The sequence below is a fragment of the Denitrobaculum tricleocarpae genome, from assembly GCF_007004665.1.
Taxonomy (GTDB): Bacteria; Pseudomonadota; Alphaproteobacteria; order Kiloniellales; family Kiloniellaceae; genus Denitrobaculum; species Denitrobaculum tricleocarpae.
Genome location: NZ_ML660065.1, coordinates 15,347 through 33,776, shown reverse-complemented (window position 1 = coordinate 33,776; position 18,430 = coordinate 15,347). Strand labels below are relative to the sequence as shown.

The window sequence follows — 18,430 nt, the reverse complement described above, 5'->3', positions numbered from 1 at the left end:
CGGAATGCTCGACGAGCTTCTATCGGCTGAACTCTTTGTTGTGATCTTCGTGTTTGTTCGCGTCGGCGCAACCATGATGCTGTTGCCGGGCTTTGCCGAGCCTTACGTTGCGCCCCGCACCCGTCTCATGCTGGCACTGCTGATTTCAATCGTTATTGCGCCGGTTGTCGGCGATACGGTTCCGCCTTTGCCCGATGCGGTGCTGACCCTGGCGTTGCTGATTATCGGGGAACTGGTGATCGGTTTTTTCCTTGGCACCGTGACACGCCTGTTTCTGGCCACCATGGCGACCGCAGGGATGATCATCGCCTTCATGTCGTCTCTGGCGAATGCTTTGGTCGACGATCCCAGTTCACAACAGCAAGGTTCGATCATGGGCTCGTTCCTGACCACCGTGGCCGTTCTCATGATGTTTCTGCTCGACCTCCATCATGTCATGTTGATGGCGGTTGCTGACAGCTACACCCTGTTTCGGCCGGGAGAGGCTCTGCCGATGGGGGACCTGAGCGAAATGATCACCCGCGTCGTCGCAAAGACCTTCCTGCTCGCGGTTCAGCTTGCCGCCCCCTTCATCGTTGTGGGAACGATATTCTATCTTGGTCTCGGTGTTCTCGGACGCCTGATGCCGCAGGTGCAGATCTTTTTCGTCGCCATGCCCCTGCAGGTTGCCATGGGCGTGATCATCCTCTTCCTGTCGCTGCCGGTCATGATGGGGTTCTACATCACCCAGTTCAGCGACACCTTGATGCCTTTCCTGGCGCCGTCATGAGGATGCGGTGCCTTTCGGAAACCGCCGGTTTGTTTGCGGCTTTGGGAGCGGAGCGCAATGGCCGACGATAATACGGACGACTCCCAAAAAACCGAGGAACCGACTCAAAAAAAACTCGATGAGTCGCGGCAAAAAGGCCAGGTCGCCAAGTCTCAGGAGATCTCGCACTGGTTTATGCTGCTTGCCTTTACGTCGGTGATCGGAGTGTTCGGCGCGTCTTTGAGTGCAGGTCTCGGGTCTCAGATGCTGCGCTTTATCGAGAGCCCGCACACAATCCTTATCGACCCTGGGAGTCTTAAAAGTCTGTTCGGCGACGTATTGCTGGGTGTCGGCGGACTGGTGATCCTTCCGGCTATTGTCGCGATCGCCGCCGCGGTCGGTGCCTCATTTCTCCAGATCGGCTGGCTGGTCTCCGCCGAGTCCCTGAAGCCCACACCCGATAAGATCTCTCTTCAGAAGGGCATGAAGCGGCTGTTCTCCGCCAAGTCGATCGCCGAATTCATCAAGGGAATCGCGAAACTCACAATCGTTGCCGTTGTTATCGTGCTGATTATGGCGCCGCGCCGCGAAATGATCCCGCAGATTGCGTTGATGGAGATGTCACAGCTGCTGCTGTTGCTGCAGGAGATGGCCGTGCAGATCATGATCGGCGTGCTCGCGGTTATGGCGGTTATCGCAGGCGGCGACTTCCTCTTTCAAAAGTATCAGCATACCAAGCAGTTGAAGATGTCTTTGCAGGAAGTCAAAGACGAGTTCAAGCAGACCGAGGGCGATCCCATCGTCAAGGGACGCCTGCGCCAACTGCGCGCCGAGCGTGCGCGCCAGCGCATGATGGCGGCGGTCCCCGAGGCAGACGTTGTGGTGACCAACCCGACCCACTTTTCCGTCGCGCTGAAGTACGATGCGGAAACCATGGAAGCGCCGGTCTTGACGGCGAAGGGAGCCGACGAGATCGCGTTCCGGATCCGTGAAGTCGCCAAGAAGCACGATGTCCCGGTTCTCGAGAACCCGCCTCTTGCGCGTGCTCTTTATGGCGGTGTCGAGCTCGATCAGCAGATCCCGGCTGAACACTACACCGCCGTGGCGGAGGTGATCGGCTACGTGATGCGTCTGAAGGGCAAGCTGCCGAGCGCGAGGAAGACGTGATCGGGCGGAGGGGAATGACAGGCGTTACAGGCATCGTCACCGGCATGGGCAAGGAACACGCGCTGATCTGGCGCCGGCGTGCCGCAGAGTTTACCATGCCGCAGTTTTTTAGCGCCGAATCGTCGAAACCGATTCGGCGGTATCGGTGCAGCGACGCGGGAACAACAACAGAGGGCAGTGGGCGCTCGTGGGAATTGAGATAGCGTATTGGAGTGTGATCGCCGTCCTGGCGGCACTTGCGATCTACGCCTTTGTCGGATGGCGTCGGACCAAGATGGATCTCTCGATCTATTCCGCCACCTTCGTCTCCGTTTCAAGGCCCCGCCAGATCGTTGCACCGAACGGCAAGGTCGTTCAGTCCAACTCCGCTTTTTACGAACTCTTCGGACAGGTCGATAAACCGATCCCGGATCTTCTGGTCGCGGAAACCCGCGGCGATCTGGAGGTCCGCGAGCAGATTGAGATGCTTGATGCCAAAGCCAAGAGCGGACTGGAAGGCTATGCCGAAGTTCGGATTCCAGGCCGGGCAGAGGCGGGAAAGGGCGAAGACGCCGGCAACGGCGAGGTCGAAACCCAATGGCGTTACGTTGCCGCCTATCCGGTGAAGGGATGGCCCGGTTACGTCTTCTGGTTCGTCGACGATATCACCCTGCGCCGGCAGATGGAGCAGGTCATCAACGACCAGCAAAACCGCTTCGCCGACCTGCTGGAGAATGCGCCCATTGGCTTTTACTCGGTCGACGGGGAAGGGCGGTTCCTCTTTGTCAATCAGATGCTGGCCGAGTGGCTTGGGCGGACCCATGCGGAGCTGGAGAGCGGTACGCTGCGGCTGCACGACATTCTGGAAGATGACGGCGACTTCCTGCCCTACAGCCCGTTTCAGGATGAGTCCGTTTCCAAAGGCGAAGTTACGCTCAAAAAACGCGACGGCGGTAAATTTGTTGCCTTCATCAGTCAGGATGTCGTGCCTGCTGACGAGCGCGGTGGGCTTTGCACGCGCTCCGTCGTGCGCGATCTTTCCAGCGAACGCGCGGTCGCGCGCGCTCTGGAGCGGTCTGAAGAACGCTTCAAGAGCTTCTTCGAAAAAGCGCCGGTCGGTATTGCCCTGATCGACCCGAAAGGCTGCGTCACCGAGAGCAACCGGGCGTTCCGCGAACTCTTGCGTGAGCCGGGGAATGTACATGGTCTGTCATTGATCGAGCTGGCCGTACCCGATGACCGGGCAGCTTTTCAAAGCGCCCTGAACGATCCTCAGAACACCAGTCGTCAGACGGTGTTGGAGCTCGGCTTTCACGGCGGCGAACTTGTGTGCACGGTCTACGTGACCCGGATGGCGGGCAGTGGCGGTGAGACGGCCGGCTTTATCGCACATTTCATCGACACAACGGAACAGAAGAACCTGGAGGAGCAGTTCGCGCAGTCGCAGAAGATGCAGGCCGTCGGGCAGCTGGCGGGCGGTATCGCCCATGACTTCAATAATCTGCTGACCGCAATGATCGGCTTCTCCGATCTGCTGCTGCTGCGGCACCGGCCGGGCGATCAGTCCTTCGCAGACATTATGCAGATCAAACAGAATGCCAACCGGGCTGCAAATCTCGTGCGGCAGCTTCTCGCGTTCTCGCGGCAGCAAACCCTGCAGCCCCGTCAACTGATCATCACCGATATTCTGGCCGAGCTCTCTCATCTGCTGGCGCGGCTAATCGGCGAAAACATCGAACTGAAGATGATTCACGGCCGTGATCTGGGCATGGTCAAAGCGGACCAGGGGCAGCTCGAGCAGGTTGTGATCAACCTCGCGGTCAATGCGCGCGACGCCATGGTCGACGGCGGAGCTCTGACCATCCGGACCGCCAATGTGACGGTCGAGGAAGACAAGAATTACAAAGGCGAAGTCATGCCCAAGGGCAACTACGTCGCCGTAGAGGTCGAGGATACGGGGTGCGGTATCCCGCGCGAGATTCTGGACCGCATCTTCGATCCCTTCTTTTCGACCAAGGAAGTCGGCGCCGGAACCGGCCTGGGCCTCTCGACCGTCTATGGCATCGTCAAACAGACCGGCGGCTTCATCTTTGTTGATTCCGTGGTCGGGCGCGGAACGATTTTCTCGCTCTTCCTGCCACACTACGTTGCGGGGGCCGAGACGGAAGCAGTCGCTTCTGGCGGCGAAGCGCAGGTCCAGAAGGATCTGACCGGGATCGGGAATGTACTGCTGGTCGAAGACGAGGATGCGGTCCGGGCCTTCGGCTCCCGTGCCCTGCGCAACAAGGGCTACACGGTCCTTGAGGCGAACTCGGGTGAACAGGCGCTTGAGGTATTGCGTGACGCGGCAGAGCGGATTGATTTGCTGATTACGGATGTGGTGATGCCGCGCGTCGATGGCCCGACCCTGGTCAAGACGGTGCGGGAATCCTATCCCGACCTGAAGGTGATTTTCATCTCCGGCTACACCGAAGACAACTTCAGGCAAAAACTCGGTGAGGACGAGCGGATCCACTTCCTGCCAAAGCCGTTCAGCCTCAAGCAATTGGCGGCGAAGGTGAAGGAAGTCCTGGGTGGCGAGTTGGTTTAATGCCGAAGCCTGCGCCCGGATGACAAAAAGGCCGGGCCTACTGGGTGTAGAGCCGCCCGACAAATCTTCCGATCGGCGCCGAGAGTTCGATCCTGACGGGCACCATCTTTTCGTTGGGCAGGCGCCCAATCCAGATGATTCGCCGGATTTCGTCCTGACGATCCCTCCACTCCGAGTCTTTTCGGAAACCACCGATCGGCGTGTAGGTCAGACTGCAGCCAATCGCAGTGCCGTTATAGGTCCAGGGCCGGTCGCGAACCAGCTCGGCCCTGCCGATATGTCCGATCTTGAGGTCGTAGAGCCGCCGGCCGTCCCAGACACGGGCTTCGGCGTCACAACGTTCACCCTGTTCCAGGCGGTTCAAAGTGCTCAGAAGCACGGTGAAGGGGTCGGCGGTTCCGGCTGTGGCGTCTTCGGGCACAGGCGTCACTTCGGTGAGATCCGATTCCGGTTCCGCCACCAGTTCCGGAAGCGGTGCATCGGGGCGCCAGATGACACTTGTGCGGCGGGTTCGGTCTCTAAAGCTTCCCTCGCTGTCGTGCCGGGAGACCTGAAATCCCTTCTCCGTCGTCAGGCCCACACTGCGCGCTGAGCCTTTCCAGGGGAACAGAAAGGCGAGGGTGCCCTGGCTTTCGCCGCTTCCCTCGATCTCATAGCGCGTGTCGTTCAGAGCATAGTTCACCTTGGCTTCCGCCAGGGTCATATTACCCCAAGCGACCTCGTAGCGAAGCTGCATGGACTCATCTGCGGCCAATGAGCCTGCTGTTAAGGGGAGCGCAGCCACCGCTCCGCAAAAGATGCCCGCGAACAGCTGGGGCCTATGTGAATTTTTCAAACCAGGCATTCCCGTCCTCTGCAGCTTTCCTGAACGCACATCACCGGGGTTTCGTGGGAGCGGTCTCGAAGATCACTGATGGTAATTTAGTTTGCGGTAGCGAATCGACCAGTCCCCGTCATGTTGAGTTCTCAAGTGGCGATATCCCGTTCCTGTACCAGGTCATTCTACGCCGCTCGCCGATAAGTGATTAAAATGCAGGAATGTTCCTGTTTTGATCTTTGTGCTTGAATGTGAGAACAAAAGAGGTACAATCCGCACATTGCAGTTCCGATACCCCTATGAGATAAGGAAGGCATCACCATCATGTCACAGAGCGCATTGCGTTTGGTCGAGGAAAAAAACGTGGACAAACAGAAGGCATTGGATGCCGCCTTAGGCCAGATTGAGCGCGCCTTTGGCAAGGGTTCCATTATGCGGCTTGGCGAAGATCAGGTCGTGGAAACCGAAGTGGTTTCAACAGGATCCCTTGGGTTGGATATCGGCCTGGGAATCGGCGGGTTGCCGCGCGGTCGTATTGTAGAGATCTATGGTCCCGAGTCATCGGGTAAGACGACACTTGCGCTTCATGTGGTTGCCGAGGCGCAGAAGGCTGGCGGCACCTGCGCATTCGTTGATGCGGAGCATGCGCTTGATCCGGTTTATGCGGCAAAGCTGGGCTGCAACGTCAGCGAACTTTTGATTTCGCAGCCGGATGCCGGTGAGCAGGCCCTTGAAATCGTCGATACGCTCGTGCGATCCGGGGCTCTGGATGTTCTGGTGATCGATTCGGTGGCGGCTCTGGTGCCGAAAGCCGAACTGGAAGGCGAGATGGGTGATTCGCTGCCGGGTCTTCAGGCACGCTTGATGAGCCAGGCCTTGCGGAAGCTGACCAGCTCGATCTCGAAGTCTCAGACACTGGTGATCTTCATCAACCAGATTCGTATGAAGATCGGCGTGATGTTCGGCAATCCCGAGACCACCACAGGCGGTCATGCCCTGAAGTTCTATTCTTCGGTGCGTTTGGATATTCGCCGGATCGGGGCGATTAAAGATCGGGATCTGGTGGTAGGTAACCAGACCAAGGTGAAGGTCGTGAAGAACAAGATGGCGCCGCCCTTCCGGATCATCGAGTTCGATATTATGTACGGCCAGGGTATTTCGAAAACCGGGGAACTGCTGGACCTGGGGGTCGCGGCCGACATCGTCGAAAAGTCGGGTTCCTGGTTCTCCTACGATGGCCAACGCATTGGTCAGGGGCGTGAGAACGCCAAGAAATTCCTTCGTGACAATCCCGAAGCAGCGAACAAGCTCGAGCGCGCGATCCGGCAAAATGCGGGCTTAGTTGCATCAGCCATGCTGGAAGGCGGTCCCGAAGAGGAAGGGAAAGAGGCTTAAGCGTTCCGCTGCCGTCGGACTTTGATGCCGGGCCGCCTTAAACCCAGTCGCCCTAAACCCGGTCTAAGCCCCATACACCGGGTGGAAATGGACCCATTCAAAAGGGCCGGAGAAAGTGATCTCTCCGGCCCATTCACTATTGGATCCTGGGGCGTTGAGCCCGGGTTGACTTACTTGATTCCTGCAAAGGCAGCTGTGAAACCCTGAAGAGAGAAGGGGAGCGCGCCTGGCTTGCCGTTCAGATCGTAAAAGAGGATACGGCCGTCCACGCCCGCCTTGAATTCACTCAAAACCGCGTCGTCAATCAGGAGCTGTGCCTGGCATCCGTTGCGCAGACACCGCTCAAACGGCAGTTTCCGGCGCTCTCTTCCGGTGACCTCGATGGCGAGACCCGGCGGCAATCGCACGCCCAGCGGCAGGGTAATCAGCGCCAGATCGCGCTTTTCAGGTCCGAATTTGCCGATTGCGAGTTGGAGAACGCCCCTCCCGGTTTCCCTGGAGGTGACGCTTTGGACCATATAGCAGACTTCGGTCTGTGTCTGCGGATTAGGCCCGCAGCGCAGAGTCCAGTCTGCATGGGTCGCCACGGTCCTCGCGCCGTCCGGGGATGTGTTCTCTTCTTGAGCGGGCGCCGTGCTCTGGGCCATCGCCGTGCGGGTCAGGGGTTCCGCCAGGGGACCGAAAACCGCGAGGGCGACAACGACGGCCATTCCACCCGGGAGAGTCTGCGCCGCGCGGCGGACCGCAGAGCAGGCGGTGTCCCCGACACGTTGTGCGGCCCAGAAGGTGGCTGTTTGAAGCTGTTTTATCATGGCGCGATCCTAGAGCTTTTGCTGGGCATTTGGAACCATCTCACCGGGTTAATTTCGTGTCAGGAAGAGCGATACTTCCAATCAAATCTGCGTTGGAACTGCGCGATAGCGGGGATAACCACATATTTCGCCGATAAAGAAGCAGCATTTCCCTTACTTCAGCGTGATTAAATCAAGGAAACGCCGGGAGCAATCCTGATTCCGGGCGCGGATGGCCGGGACTGCCGTACAGGCGTGCTCGCTGGACAGCTCAGACATGGCAGGCTACAAACCGAGCCCTTATGTTAGTTTAGTTCTAGACCGGATCATGTTGCGGTTGAGACTCCACGGCTATGAGTTCTCAACCGGGCCGAAATCAAAGCGTGGCTTGATAACGGCATGTCACTCCGGTCTATTTCATATAGCTAGAGCAGGTTATCCGCTGCGATGGACCGTCCTGGGCGCTTCTATCAAGTCGGATCTGCTTTCGCGTCGGAAAGAGCCGGTTACGGCGGTTGAGAGATGAAGTCAGGCCATGAGCAGCGGTAACGAGATCAGAACTACATTCCTGGATTATTTCGGCAAGAACGGTCATGAAATCGTAGCGTCGTCACCGCTGGTACCGCGGAACGATCCGACGCTGATGTTCACCAACGCCGGCATGGTTCAGTTCAAGAACGTCTTTACCGGGCAGGAGAGCCGGCCCTACAGCCGGGCGACGACCTCACAGAAGTGTGTGCGGGCCGGCGGCAAGCATAACGACCTGGAAAACGTGGGGCACACGGCGCGCCATCACACCTTCTTCGAGATGCTGGGTAACTTTTCCTTTGGCGACTACTTCAAGGATCAGGCCATCGAGATGGCCTGGGACCTCATCACCAAGGTCTACGGCCTGCCCGCGGACAAGTTACTGGTTACGGTTTACTCCGAGGATGAAGAGGCCGCAGGGCTCTGGAAGAAGATCGCCGGTCTGGGCGATGACAGAGTCATCCGCATTCCGACCTCAGATAACTTCTGGGCCATGGGTGACACCGGCCCTTGCGGGCCCTGCTCGGAGATCTTCTTTGACCACGGACCCGATATTCCAGGTGGCCCTCCCGGCAGTCCGGATGAGGACGGTGACCGCTTTATCGAGGTCTGGAACCTCGTCTTCATGCAGTTCGAGCAGCTGGATAAGGAAAGCCGGGTCAGTCTGCCCCGGCCTTCGATCGATACCGGCATGGGGCTGGAGCGCCTGACCGCGATTCTCCAGGGCAAGCACGACAACTACGATATCGATCTGCTGCGCACCATTATTGAAGCTTCTGCCGAGGCTTCAAACGTCTCTGCGGATGGCGAACACGCGGTTTCTCACCGTGTGATCGCGGATCATCTGCGTTCGACCGCGTTTCTGATCGCCGACGGTGTGCTGCCGTCGAACGACGGACGCGGCTACGTGCTGCGCCGGATCATGCGCCGCGCGATGCGGCATGTTCATATGTTGGGCGTCAAGGATCCGATGATCTGGCGGCTGGTGCCGACCCTGGTGGAGATGATGGGCCAGGCCTTCCCGGAGTTGAAGCGGGCGGAGGCGCTGATATCCGAGACCCTGAAGCTCGAAGAAGGCCGTTTCAGCCAGACGCTTGACCGGGGTATGAAGCTGCTCTCGGGCGAAACCGAAAAACTGGGTGAGGGGCAGGCTCTGAACGGCGACGTCGCCTTCAAGCTCTATGACACCTTTGGCTTTCCGCTGGACCTCACGCAAGACATCCTGCGGAACCAGGGACAGACGGTCGATGTCGAGGGTTTCAACACCGCCATGGAGCGTCAGCGCGCCGCAGCTCGCAAGGCCTGGAGCGGTTCGGGCGAGGCTGCGACCGAGACACTCTGGTTCGATTTGCACGACCGGCTCGGCGGGACCGATTTCCTGGGGTACGACACGGAATCCGCCGAGGGCCAGGTAACCGCAATCCTCGTAGACGGTAAAGAGGTGCAATCCGCCGATGCCGGGCAGGAGGTAATGATCATCGCCAACCAGACGCCGTTTTACGGCGAATCCGGTGGTCAGATGGGTGACACCGGTGTCCTGACCGACGGCGATACCCGGGTTGAAATCACCGACACGCAGAAGAAGCTGGGTTCGGTCTTCGTCCACATCGGCAAGGTGACCACCGGTAAGCTGACAGTCGGTACGGCGGTCGAGATGACTGTCGACGGCGTGCGGCGCAATGCTTTGCGGGCGCATCATTCCGCGACTCACTTGCTGCATGAAGCGCTGCGCCGCCGCCTGGGCAGCCACGTGACCCAGAAGGGCTCTCTGGTGGCACCTGACCGTCTGCGTTTCGACATCAGTCATCCGAAGGCCATATCAAGTGAGGACCTCCAGGCGGTCGAGAATGAAGTCAACGAGCGGATCCGCGACAATGCTGCGGTGACTACCCGTTACATGACGCCCGACGAGGCCATTGCCGCCGGTGCGCTGGCTTTGTTTGGCGAGAAGTATGGCGACGAGGTCCGCGTGCTCTCGATGGGGGGAGAGGACCACGATAAGGCCGGTTCGGTTTACTCCACCGAGCTTTGCGGTGGGACTCACGTCAACCGCGTTGGTGACATCGGATTTCTGAAGATCATTGGTGAGGGCGCCTTGGCGTCCGGTGTGCGCCGGATCGAAGCCGTAGCTGGACAGGCGGCCATCGATTACACGGCCCGTCAGGACAATCTGCTGAGCGAGGCAGCCGCGACCCTCAAGGTTGCTCCGGGTGATTTGCCGGAGCGTATTCAGAGCCTAATGGAAGAGCGCCGCAGACTGGAGCGGGAGCTCTCGGAGACACGCCGTAAGCTCTCGACCGGAGGCGGTGCGTCCGACGACGCGGCTAAAGACGTCGCTGGGATCAAGCTGGCGTCCCGCGTGCTGGAAGGCGTCCCGGCCAAAGATCTCAAGGCCACAGCGGACGATTTGAAAAAACAGCTCGGCAGCGGGGTCGTGGCCCTGGTCGCGGTCAACGATGGCAAGGCCTCTATCGTCGTCGGTGTCACCGAAGATCTCACCGGCCGCTACTCGGCGGTGGATCTGGTGCGCGCCGGTTCCGAAGCGCTCGGTGGGCGCGGCGGCGGCGGCCGGCCGGATATGGCGCAGGCGGGCGGCCCGGACGCATCCGCGGCCAATGCGGCGATTACAGCCGTGGAGACTGCGATTGCAGGTGGCTGACGATCACTTGCCGTAGATGACAAAAAAGCCCCGCCGGGCGGTCGATCTCTCGGCCTGCCGGCGGTGCTTTTTGATCTCTGCGGCCCTTCTTGTCAGGCCGCGTGTCTGATTAGGCGTCGATGTCGGCCTTGATGCGTACGCGGACCATGGCGTCCGGATCTTCGACCTGACCGCTCTGGCTGCCCGCGGGGGCTTTCTTGATCCGGTCGACGTGTTCCATGCCTTCGGTGACTTCACCCCAGACGGTGTATTGACCGTTCAGGAAGCTGGCATCGTCCAGGCAGATGAAGAATTGGCTGTCACCGGTATCAGGGTGGTTGGCACGGGCCATACCGACCGTGCCGCGACCAAAGTTCTCCTGCGTGAACTCTGCGCCGAGCTTCTGGCCTGAACCGCCGGTTCCCGTGCCGGTAGGGTCGCCTGTCTGTGCCATGAAGCCGTCCATTACGCGGTGAAAAACAATACCGTCGTAAAAGCTTTCGCGAACCAGTTCCTTGATCCGGGCAACATGGTTCGGTGCAAGGTCCGGGCGCAGATTGATGGTGACCTCGCCCCATTCAAGCTCGATGACCATTGTGTCTTCGGCATTCTCGGTCATGGTTGGTCTCTCTTCTTGGCAATGGGGCGCACCGTGGTGCGCCCCGTGATTAATCGGTTCCGGGGTTTCTCCCGGACTTTCGGCTGATGAGCCTACTGAACGTCCGCTTGGATCCGCAGGCTGATCATGGCATCCGGGTCATCGACGGAGCCGCTCTGACGACTGCGTGGAGCTTTCTTCAGCTTGTCGACGAACTGCATGCCCGAGACGACTTCGCCCCAGACGGTATACTGCGTGTCCAAATGGCTGGCCCGTTCGAAGACGATGAAGAACTGGCTGTCCGCGGAATTCGGGTTGCTGGAGCGGGCCATACCTACCGTCCCGCGCCTGAAGGGTTCGCGTGTGAACTCGGCCTCGATCTTTTGGCCGGACCCGCCTCTGCCGGTTCCCGTGGGATCGCCGGTCTGCGCCATGAAGCCGTCGATTACACGGTGAAACACATGGCCGTCATAGTAGCCTTCGCGAACGAGTTCCTTGATCCGGGCAACATGCTTGGGCGCCAGATCCGGACGCAGGGCGATCAGGACTTGGCCGGTCGGAAGTTCCATCACCAGGGTGTTTTCAGGATCGGCCGCCTGTGCAGCACCAATGCTCAGGACTGCGCTGAAAAGCACAGCCGTAAGAGTCGTAAAAAATCGCATGGATTTTCCTCAGCTCATCGTTTTCTTCAGATTTTCGTCGATCTTGGCCATGAACTCTTCCGTCGTCAGCCACTTCTGGTCCGGCGAGATCAGCAGCGCCAGGTCTTTGGTCATATCGCCGCCTTCGACGGTCTCGATGCAGACCTTTTCGACGGTTTCCGCGAAGTTGGTGACCTCGGGCGTGTTGTCAAAGGCACCGCGGTACTTAAGGCCGCGGGTCCAGGCGAAGATCGAGGCGATGGGATTGGTCGAGGTCGGCTTGCCCTGCTGATGCATCCGGTAATGCCGGGTGACCGTGCCGTGCGCGGCTTCAGCTTCGACAGTCTTGCCATCCGGGGTCATCAGAACCGAAGTCATCAGGCCAAGCGAGCCGAAGCCCTGGGCAACGATGTCGGACTGAACGTCGCCGTCGTAGTTCTTACAGGCCCAGACAAACCCGCCGGACCATTTCAGCGCTGCCGCGACCATGTCGTCGATCAGGCGGTGCTCGTAGGTGATACCCTTTTGCGCGAACTTGTCGGCGAACTCGGCGTCGAAGATCTCCTGGAAGATATCCTTAAAGCGTCCGTCGTAGGCTTTCAGGATGGTGTTCTTGGTCGAGAGGTAGACCGGCCAGCCGAGATCCAGGCCATAGTTCATGCAGGCCCGCGCGAAACCGCGAATGGATTCGTCCAGGTTGTACATGCTCATGGCCACGCCGCCCGCCGGAAAGTCGAAGACTTCGTGGGTAATGGTTTCGCCGCCATCGGAGGGTTGGAAAGTCATGGTCAGCTTGCCGGGGCCCTGAACAACCATATCCGTTGCGCGGTACTGATCGCCAAAGGCATGACGGCCGATGACAATGGGCTGGGTCCATCCCGGCACGAGGCGCGGGACGTTGTTCATGATGATCGGCTGACGGAAGACGGTGCCGCCCAGGATGTTCCGGATCGTGCCGTTCGGTGAACGCCACATCTTTTTCAGCTTGAATTCTTCAACCCGGGCTTCGTCGGGGGTGATGGTCGCGCACTTTACGCCGACGCCGTATTCCTTAATGGCATTGGCGGAATCGATCGTGATCTGGTCGTCCGTCGCGTCACGGCTCTCAACCGAGAGGTCGTAGTACTTAAGATCAATGTCCAGGTAGGGCAGGATCAGGGTCTCTTTGATCTTTTCCCAGATGATGCGGGTCATTTCATCGCCGTCGAGTTCAACGATGGGGTTTTGGACTTTGATCTTAGCCATATGCTCCTCCGGAATTACGCCTGAAACGCCTCTTTCCGGCGTGTCGCGCGGTGAGGCCGATATCGAAAAGTCGGCGGAAACATAGCAGCCTTTTACGCCCACGCAAGGCGACTGACCTCGCACCTGCAAAAAGTCGCAGAATTGTTATGAAAACCGGCGCTTGTCCAGCTCTTGAGTAAGGCTCAAAGGAAGTCTGAAGATATTTGCAGACTGTTTGGAAGAGTGCGAAAAGTTCAGCCATTCAAAGGATTTACGCGGGATCTTCACCTAAAGACGCGAACTGTCCGGCGTTACCCTGCTATCCGCGGCCGACGCAATTGCAGAAAAGACACCTTCGACATCATCCGCGAGTGAGAAAAGAGAGCCGGGGTCGTTGTGAAGATATCCGCCCTCGACCTGGCGTCTGATCATGTCCATCAAGGGGTCCCAAAAGCCGTGTAGGTTCAGCAGGACGATCGGTTTGTCGTGCAGGCCAAGCTGTTTCCAGGTAATGATTTCAAAGGTTTCATCGAGTGTGCCGAGACCGCCCGGCAAAACGCAGAAGGCGTCGGATCGTTCGAACATCTTCTGCTTCCGGACGTGCATGGAATCGACCACTACCATTTCCGTCACGCCGTTATGTGCCGCCTCGCGGTCCTTGAGATGCTCTGGGATGATCCCGATCACCCGTCCGCCCGCCGACAGCGCCCCATCGGCTGCCGCGCCCATCATGCCGGAATGACCGCCACCGTAGACCAGATCTATCGCTTTCTCGGCGGCTGTACGGCCAAGTTGATCGGCCGTCTCAAGATGACGAGGATCAACGTTCTGGGAGGCACCACAGTAGATGCAGAGGGCTTTTATCTCGGGCATGAAGGGAGCGTCCTTGTGTAATTGCATGAAGCAGGTATTTCGCCGGACCGTACCAAATCCGCTCGGCGGACAGCACAGATCTATCGAATCGAACCTGGGTTTGAAGCCTGCCCGCAGGCCTTTGGAAAGGCTATCAAGTGCCCGGACCTGGTGCGGCTAATCTTCTACCTTAACCCATGAGAACAGACTGTTTCTCAGAAAAAAGCGGTAGTGTTATGATATTGCAAGGATTTTGACCCCAGTCTTCGGAGCATCGGGAGGCTTGCTAAAGGATCGGGTGATGTAATTGCATACACGGAGGCAGCGTACTAGGCTAGTGACTTACGAAGGGAGTCGGGCGTGTGCGTTTTCTTGGTCTCGTAGCTGTCGTTGTAATCGCGATATTTGCGGCGGCTTTTGGCGTTTACCACTGGCTGGGCGGCAGTTCAGACACTGATGTCCAGATTGCACGCTCTGAGTCTTCTTCTACAGTTTCACCGGACGAAAACCGATCGGACGGCTCTGTCGCGCAGAGTGGGGCAGAAGGAGGCTCCACCGGCACTACGGCGGGCAGTGAATCGGCGGTATTAAGCGAACCGGCGGTATCGAACGATCCCGGCAACGCATCTTCCGCACCCAATGAGGTCGCAAACACTGCCTCATTGGATGAGACTCAACCGCGGCCTGTTCAGGCGCAATCAGGCAATACAGTCTCAAGCGAGGCGACGGCTTTAAGTGAAACAACGGCGGGCGCGCCCGGGGCCGGCGGGCTGGTTTCCGGCGAACCAGGTCCGGCCCGTCCTACGGGGCCTCAAGTTGTTGCCCGGGTGGTGGAAGAGGCGGAGCGTGAAGCAGCTTCGAGACCGGCTGGCGACTCGCCTTCTTTTGACGTTGTCCGTGTAGAAAAAAGCGGTGAAGCCATCTTGGCCGGGCGTGCTCCGGCAGGAAGCGAAGTCACGATTTACGACGGCGATACACCCCTGGGTATTGTCACGGCCGATTCTCGTGGTCAGTGGGTGCTCGTTTTGGAGATTCCTCTCAGCCCGGGCAGCCACAGACTGGGGATCATCGCGCGTCTGCCCGATGAAGCCCCAATCGAGTCGGCGGAGCTCGTGATCGTCGCGGTGCCGGAGCCCGAAGAGCGTCTGCTGGCGTCCGGCGGCGCGCTGCCTGACAATGGTCAGCCGCAGACCGACCCGGTTGGCGGGGTTGCAGTTCGGGTCGACGCGGGTGATACCGATAGAAGTACCGTTCCTGATGACACCGCCGGCAACGGCGATGCGCCCGACAGCCTGATTGCGCCCAGCCCGATTGCGCCCAATCAGGTCGCTGCGGCGGGTGCGGGCGTCAGTGAACCAATTGCCGTCGTCGTGCCGCGCCGGGGCAGCGGTCCGGCACGGATCCTTCAGAAGCCCGATACCGCCGGTGAGGGTATCGGAAACGGCAGTTTGTTTCTCGACTCCGTGGACTACGATGACGACGGGCGTGCGGTCATCGGGGGACGGGCGAACGCGGGGGCGGCCCTCATTGTCTATCTCGATAATATCCCGATAGGCGAAGCCTTGACCGGCGAAGACGGCCGCTGGGCCATGACCCCCGAGGATCTGGTTCCGGTCGGGTTGCATCGGCTGAGGGTTGACCAGGTCGAGAGCGACGGAAAGGTGCTGGCGCGGGTTGAAACGCCCTTCTCAAGGGCAGAGAGTGTCGCCAGTAATCCGGACGAAGACTTTGTGACCGTGCAGCCGGGCAACAGCCTCTGGCGGATTGCCCGTACGACCTACGGCCAGGGAACGCGATACACGGTCATCTACGAAATCAACAAGGAACAGATCCGCGATCCTGATCTGATCTATCCGGGTCAGATTTTCCGCTTGCCCAGTGACGGTTAACGGCTAACGAGTGATGGCGAGAGATTGCTGGTCTGCCGGGTTTGCTGACACTTAAGCGCCAAAGGCAAAGTCAGAATTGGTGAAAACCGATTCGGCCCTGCACGTTTCCGTTGTTCCGCCGAGAAGCCGGATTGCTCTCCAGCGCCGGGCACAAAAGGCGGCCCTCGAAGTCTTACGGCGCATCGCGAAACCTGGACTTGCGCAGGTTGAACGCCGACTGGCCCTGAGCGTTGAATCAACCAGATCAATCGCCATGAAGGTGCGAATTCCCGTGACACCGTGTTTGCGGTGGTTTAGGGCGGTCTCTATGATGCGCTGAGGATTTACAGGTTTCTGTGTGATGGAAAACAATGTGCTGAAATACGTGCTGGTTCCGATAAACCGGGCCGGCTGGCCGTTTATCGCTGGCGCGCTCTTGCTGTCAGTGATCTTTGCCCTGATCTGGCCGCCCCTGGTGGTACCTGGTCTGCTTCTTTCGGCATTCTGCACATACTTCTTTCGCGACCCTGATCGCTATGTGCCGGTGCGGCCCGGCCTGGTCGTCAGTCCCGCCGATGGCCTTGTTTCTGCGGTTGAACCCGCCACGCCGCCGGCGGAACTCGGCATGGGTGACGTGTCGCTGATGAGGGTCAGCATCTTCCTGAGTGTTTTTGATGTGCACGTCAACCGCATCCCGACCGGTGGCGAAATCACAGAGTTGGCCTACCACGAAGGGGCCTTTCTTAATGCAGCCGAAGACAAGGCTTCTGATCTCAACGAGCGTCAGTCGGTGCGCATGAAGACAACGGACGGCCGCGATATCGTGTTCGTACAGATTGCCGGATTGATTGCACGACGGATCATTTGCACCTTGAAGCATGGACAATCGGTACGCGCCGGCGAGCGCTTTGGTTTGATCCGTTTCGGCAGCCGCACGGATGTTTATCTGCCCGATGGTGTCGCGCCCATGGTGGCTGTCGGACAGCGGATGATTGGCGGCGAAACCGTGATCGCCGATCTGACGTCGGACGAAGAGATCCGGGCAGGGGAGGTTCGATAGATGGTGAGGCGTCGGCGCCGCCTGCGCGGGCTTTCGATCAATCGGCTGATTCCCAACGCAATCACCCTTATGGGGCTCTGCGCAGGCATGACCGCGATCCGTTGGGCGCTCGAGGAGCGCTGGGAGGTGGCTGTCGCCGCTGTGGTGGTGGCAATGGTCATTGACGGTCTTGATGGGCCGGTTGCGCGTTTGATGAAAGCCACGAGTGAATTCGGTGCTCAACTCGATTCCCTGGCCGACTTTGTCAATTTCGGCGTGACGCCGGCGATCATTGTTTATCTCTGGGCGATGCATGAGCTGGGTGGACTGGCCTGGGCTCTGGCACTGGTTTATGCCATGTGCTGTGCGCTCCGGCTCGCGCGCTTCAATGCCGGGCTTAATCAGGAAGACGCCCCTGCTTGGTCCAGCAAGTTCTTTGTCGGGGTTCCGGCCCCTGCCGGTGCCGGACTCATGCTTCTGCCAATGGTTCTCAGCTTCAAACTCGGCGATGACATCTTCCGCTCCCAGCTTCTGAACGGCGTTGTTTTCATCGGGGTTGCGGCGCTGATGGTCAGCCAGATTCCGACCTACTCCTCGAAGCGGATTAAAGTGCCGCTGAGGTCTGTCGGCTTTGTGCTGATCGGTGCTGGTGCTTTTGCGGCTTTTCTGTTCAGCACGCCCTGGGTGACCCTCAGTGTCGCGGGGCTTGCTTATCTCTTGAGTATTCCCCTTGCACAGATCTCTTTTCGGAAGATGCGCTCCGCGATGCCTGAGATCCTTGAGGCGGATGCGCCAGATTCCGAGAATAACGACACGGATCCCTCTGGTCCGCGTCCGGACGAGCCCGGTTCCCGCTAGGGACATCTGAGGCGACAACATTAAACGCCGGCCAGCGTCGTGCGCTGGAGAGCGGACATGGGGCAGGGGCGCCGAAATGCTGGATGCCTGGATGCGGAGTCGGATCGATCCTCCGCTGAATAGAGTCGGACGTTTGGCGGTCCGCGCGGGTCTTCGTGCAAATCACGTCACCTACACAGGCGTCGCGGTGGGGATCGCGGCGGCGGCTGCGATTGCCCTCGAGGCCTATATCGCCGGGATGTTGTTGTTCTTCGTCAACCGGATCCTCGATGGCCTGGATGGTGCGGTGGCGCGTCACAGCAAGCTGACAGACTTTGGCGGCTACATTGATATCGTCGGCGACTTTGTCATTTATGCATTCTTCGTGTTCGGATTTGCGCTCGCCCGGCCGGAAGAAAACGCCGTTGCGGCCGCATTCTTGATCCTGTCGTTTGTCGGCACAGGATCATCTTTTCTTGCCTATGCGATCTTTGCGGAAAAGCGGAAAATCACCACCGACATCCGCGGCCGTAAGTCACTCTTTTATCTGGGTGGCCTGACTGAAGGCAGCGAGACGATTGCAGCCTTCGCGCTGATGTGCCTTTTCCCGAGTTACTTCGCGTTGATTGCCTGGATCTTCGGGGCGCTTTGCTGGATCACCACCGTGACCCGCGCGGTGGCCGCCGCCGGCAGTTTTACCGACGGTCCCCAGCGCTAA

General features: G+C 59.1%; 15 protein-coding genes. 9 read left to right on the top strand and 6 right to left on the bottom strand.

What is annotated here, in order from left to right:
• Positions 1–4: 4 nt before the first annotated feature.
• The 3 genes from fliR to FKG95_RS26810 all read left to right on the top strand — a co-directional run bounded on the left by fliR (position 5) and on the right by FKG95_RS26810 (position 4,484).
• Complete coding sequence (fliR, locus tag FKG95_RS26820) at positions 5–769, top strand: flagellar biosynthetic protein FliR (RefSeq protein ID WP_142899544.1); 765 nt, start codon at positions 5–7, stop codon at positions 767–769.
• Positions 770–826: 57 nt separating this feature from the next.
• Positions 827–1,915 carry a flagellar biosynthesis protein FlhB gene (gene flhB, locus FKG95_RS26815; RefSeq protein WP_142899543.1) on the top strand — a complete coding sequence of 363 codons (1,089 nt, stop codon included), beginning with the start codon at positions 827–829 and terminating at the stop codon, positions 1,913–1,915.
• Positions 1,916–2,102: 187 nt separating this feature from the next.
• Positions 2,103–4,484, top strand: a complete 2,382-nt coding sequence (locus FKG95_RS26810) for a hybrid sensor histidine kinase/response regulator (RefSeq protein WP_142899542.1) — start codon at positions 2,103–2,105, stop codon at positions 4,482–4,484.
• 37 nt (positions 4,485–4,521) lie between these two features.
• On the opposite strand, the gene FKG95_RS26805 is transcribed toward FKG95_RS26810, so the two are convergent.
• Positions 4,522–5,220 (bottom strand): DUF3108 domain-containing protein, encoded by a 699-nt coding sequence (locus FKG95_RS26805; protein WP_179954301.1) that lies wholly within the window; start codon positions 5,218–5,220, stop codon positions 4,522–4,524.
• Between the two features lie 405 nt (positions 5,221–5,625).
• Between FKG95_RS26805 and recA the strand changes: the two genes are divergently transcribed.
• On the top strand, positions 5,626–6,696 hold the full coding sequence (recA, locus tag FKG95_RS26800) for a recombinase RecA (RefSeq protein ID WP_142899540.1): 1,071 nt from the start codon (positions 5,626–5,628) through the stop codon (positions 6,694–6,696).
• A gap of 170 nt (positions 6,697–6,866) precedes the next feature.
• Here the strand turns inward: recA and FKG95_RS26795 are convergent, their stop codons facing one another.
• Complete coding sequence (locus FKG95_RS26795; RefSeq protein ID WP_142899539.1) at positions 6,867–7,508, bottom strand: invasion associated locus B family protein; 642 nt, start codon at positions 7,506–7,508, stop codon at positions 6,867–6,869.
• A 514-nt stretch (positions 7,509–8,022) separates the two neighbouring features.
• On the opposite strand from FKG95_RS26795, the gene alaS reads away from it, so the two are divergent.
• On the top strand, positions 8,023–10,674 hold the full coding sequence (gene alaS, locus FKG95_RS26790) for an alanine--tRNA ligase (RefSeq protein WP_142899538.1): 2,652 nt from the start codon (positions 8,023–8,025) through the stop codon (positions 10,672–10,674).
• A gap of 109 nt (positions 10,675–10,783) precedes the next feature.
• On the opposite strand, the gene FKG95_RS26785 is transcribed toward alaS, so the two are convergent.
• The 4 genes from FKG95_RS26785 to FKG95_RS26770 all read right to left on the bottom strand — a co-directional run bounded on the left by FKG95_RS26785 (position 10,784) and on the right by FKG95_RS26770 (position 13,989).
• Positions 10,784–11,272, bottom strand: coding sequence for a peptidylprolyl isomerase (locus FKG95_RS26785; protein ID WP_142899537.1), 489 nt, complete (start codon positions 11,270–11,272; stop codon positions 10,784–10,786).
• Positions 11,273–11,364: 92 nt separating this feature from the next.
• Positions 11,365–11,913, bottom strand: coding sequence for a peptidylprolyl isomerase (locus FKG95_RS26780; RefSeq protein ID WP_142899536.1), 549 nt, complete (start codon positions 11,911–11,913; stop codon positions 11,365–11,367).
• A gap of 9 nt (positions 11,914–11,922) precedes the next feature.
• A complete protein-coding gene (locus tag FKG95_RS26775) occupies positions 11,923–13,137 on the bottom strand; it encodes an NADP-dependent isocitrate dehydrogenase (protein WP_142899535.1) in 1,215 nt (404 codons plus the stop codon).
• Positions 13,138–13,404: 267 nt separating this feature from the next.
• On the bottom strand, positions 13,405–13,989 hold the full coding sequence (locus FKG95_RS26770; RefSeq protein WP_142899534.1) for an LOG family protein: 585 nt from the start codon (positions 13,987–13,989) through the stop codon (positions 13,405–13,407).
• A 902-nt stretch (positions 13,990–14,891) separates the two neighbouring features.
• On the opposite strand from FKG95_RS26770, the gene FKG95_RS26765 reads away from it, so the two are divergent.
• The 4 genes from FKG95_RS26765 (at position 14,892) to FKG95_RS26750 (ending at position 18,430) form a co-directional block, all read left to right on the top strand.
• Positions 14,892–15,857, top strand: coding sequence for a LysM peptidoglycan-binding domain-containing protein (locus tag FKG95_RS26765; RefSeq protein ID WP_142899533.1), 966 nt, complete (start codon positions 14,892–14,894; stop codon positions 15,855–15,857).
• Between the two features lie 340 nt (positions 15,858–16,197).
• Entirely contained in the window at positions 16,198–16,896 is a 699-nt protein-coding gene (locus tag FKG95_RS26760) for a phosphatidylserine decarboxylase (protein WP_142899532.1), read from the top strand.
• Entirely contained in the window at positions 16,897–17,733 is an 837-nt protein-coding gene (gene pssA / locus FKG95_RS26755; RefSeq protein ID WP_142899531.1) for a CDP-diacylglycerol--serine O-phosphatidyltransferase, read from the top strand.
• Positions 17,734–17,809: 76 nt separating this feature from the next.
• Entirely contained in the window at positions 17,810–18,430 is a 621-nt protein-coding gene (locus FKG95_RS26750) for a CDP-alcohol phosphatidyltransferase family protein (protein WP_142899530.1), read from the top strand.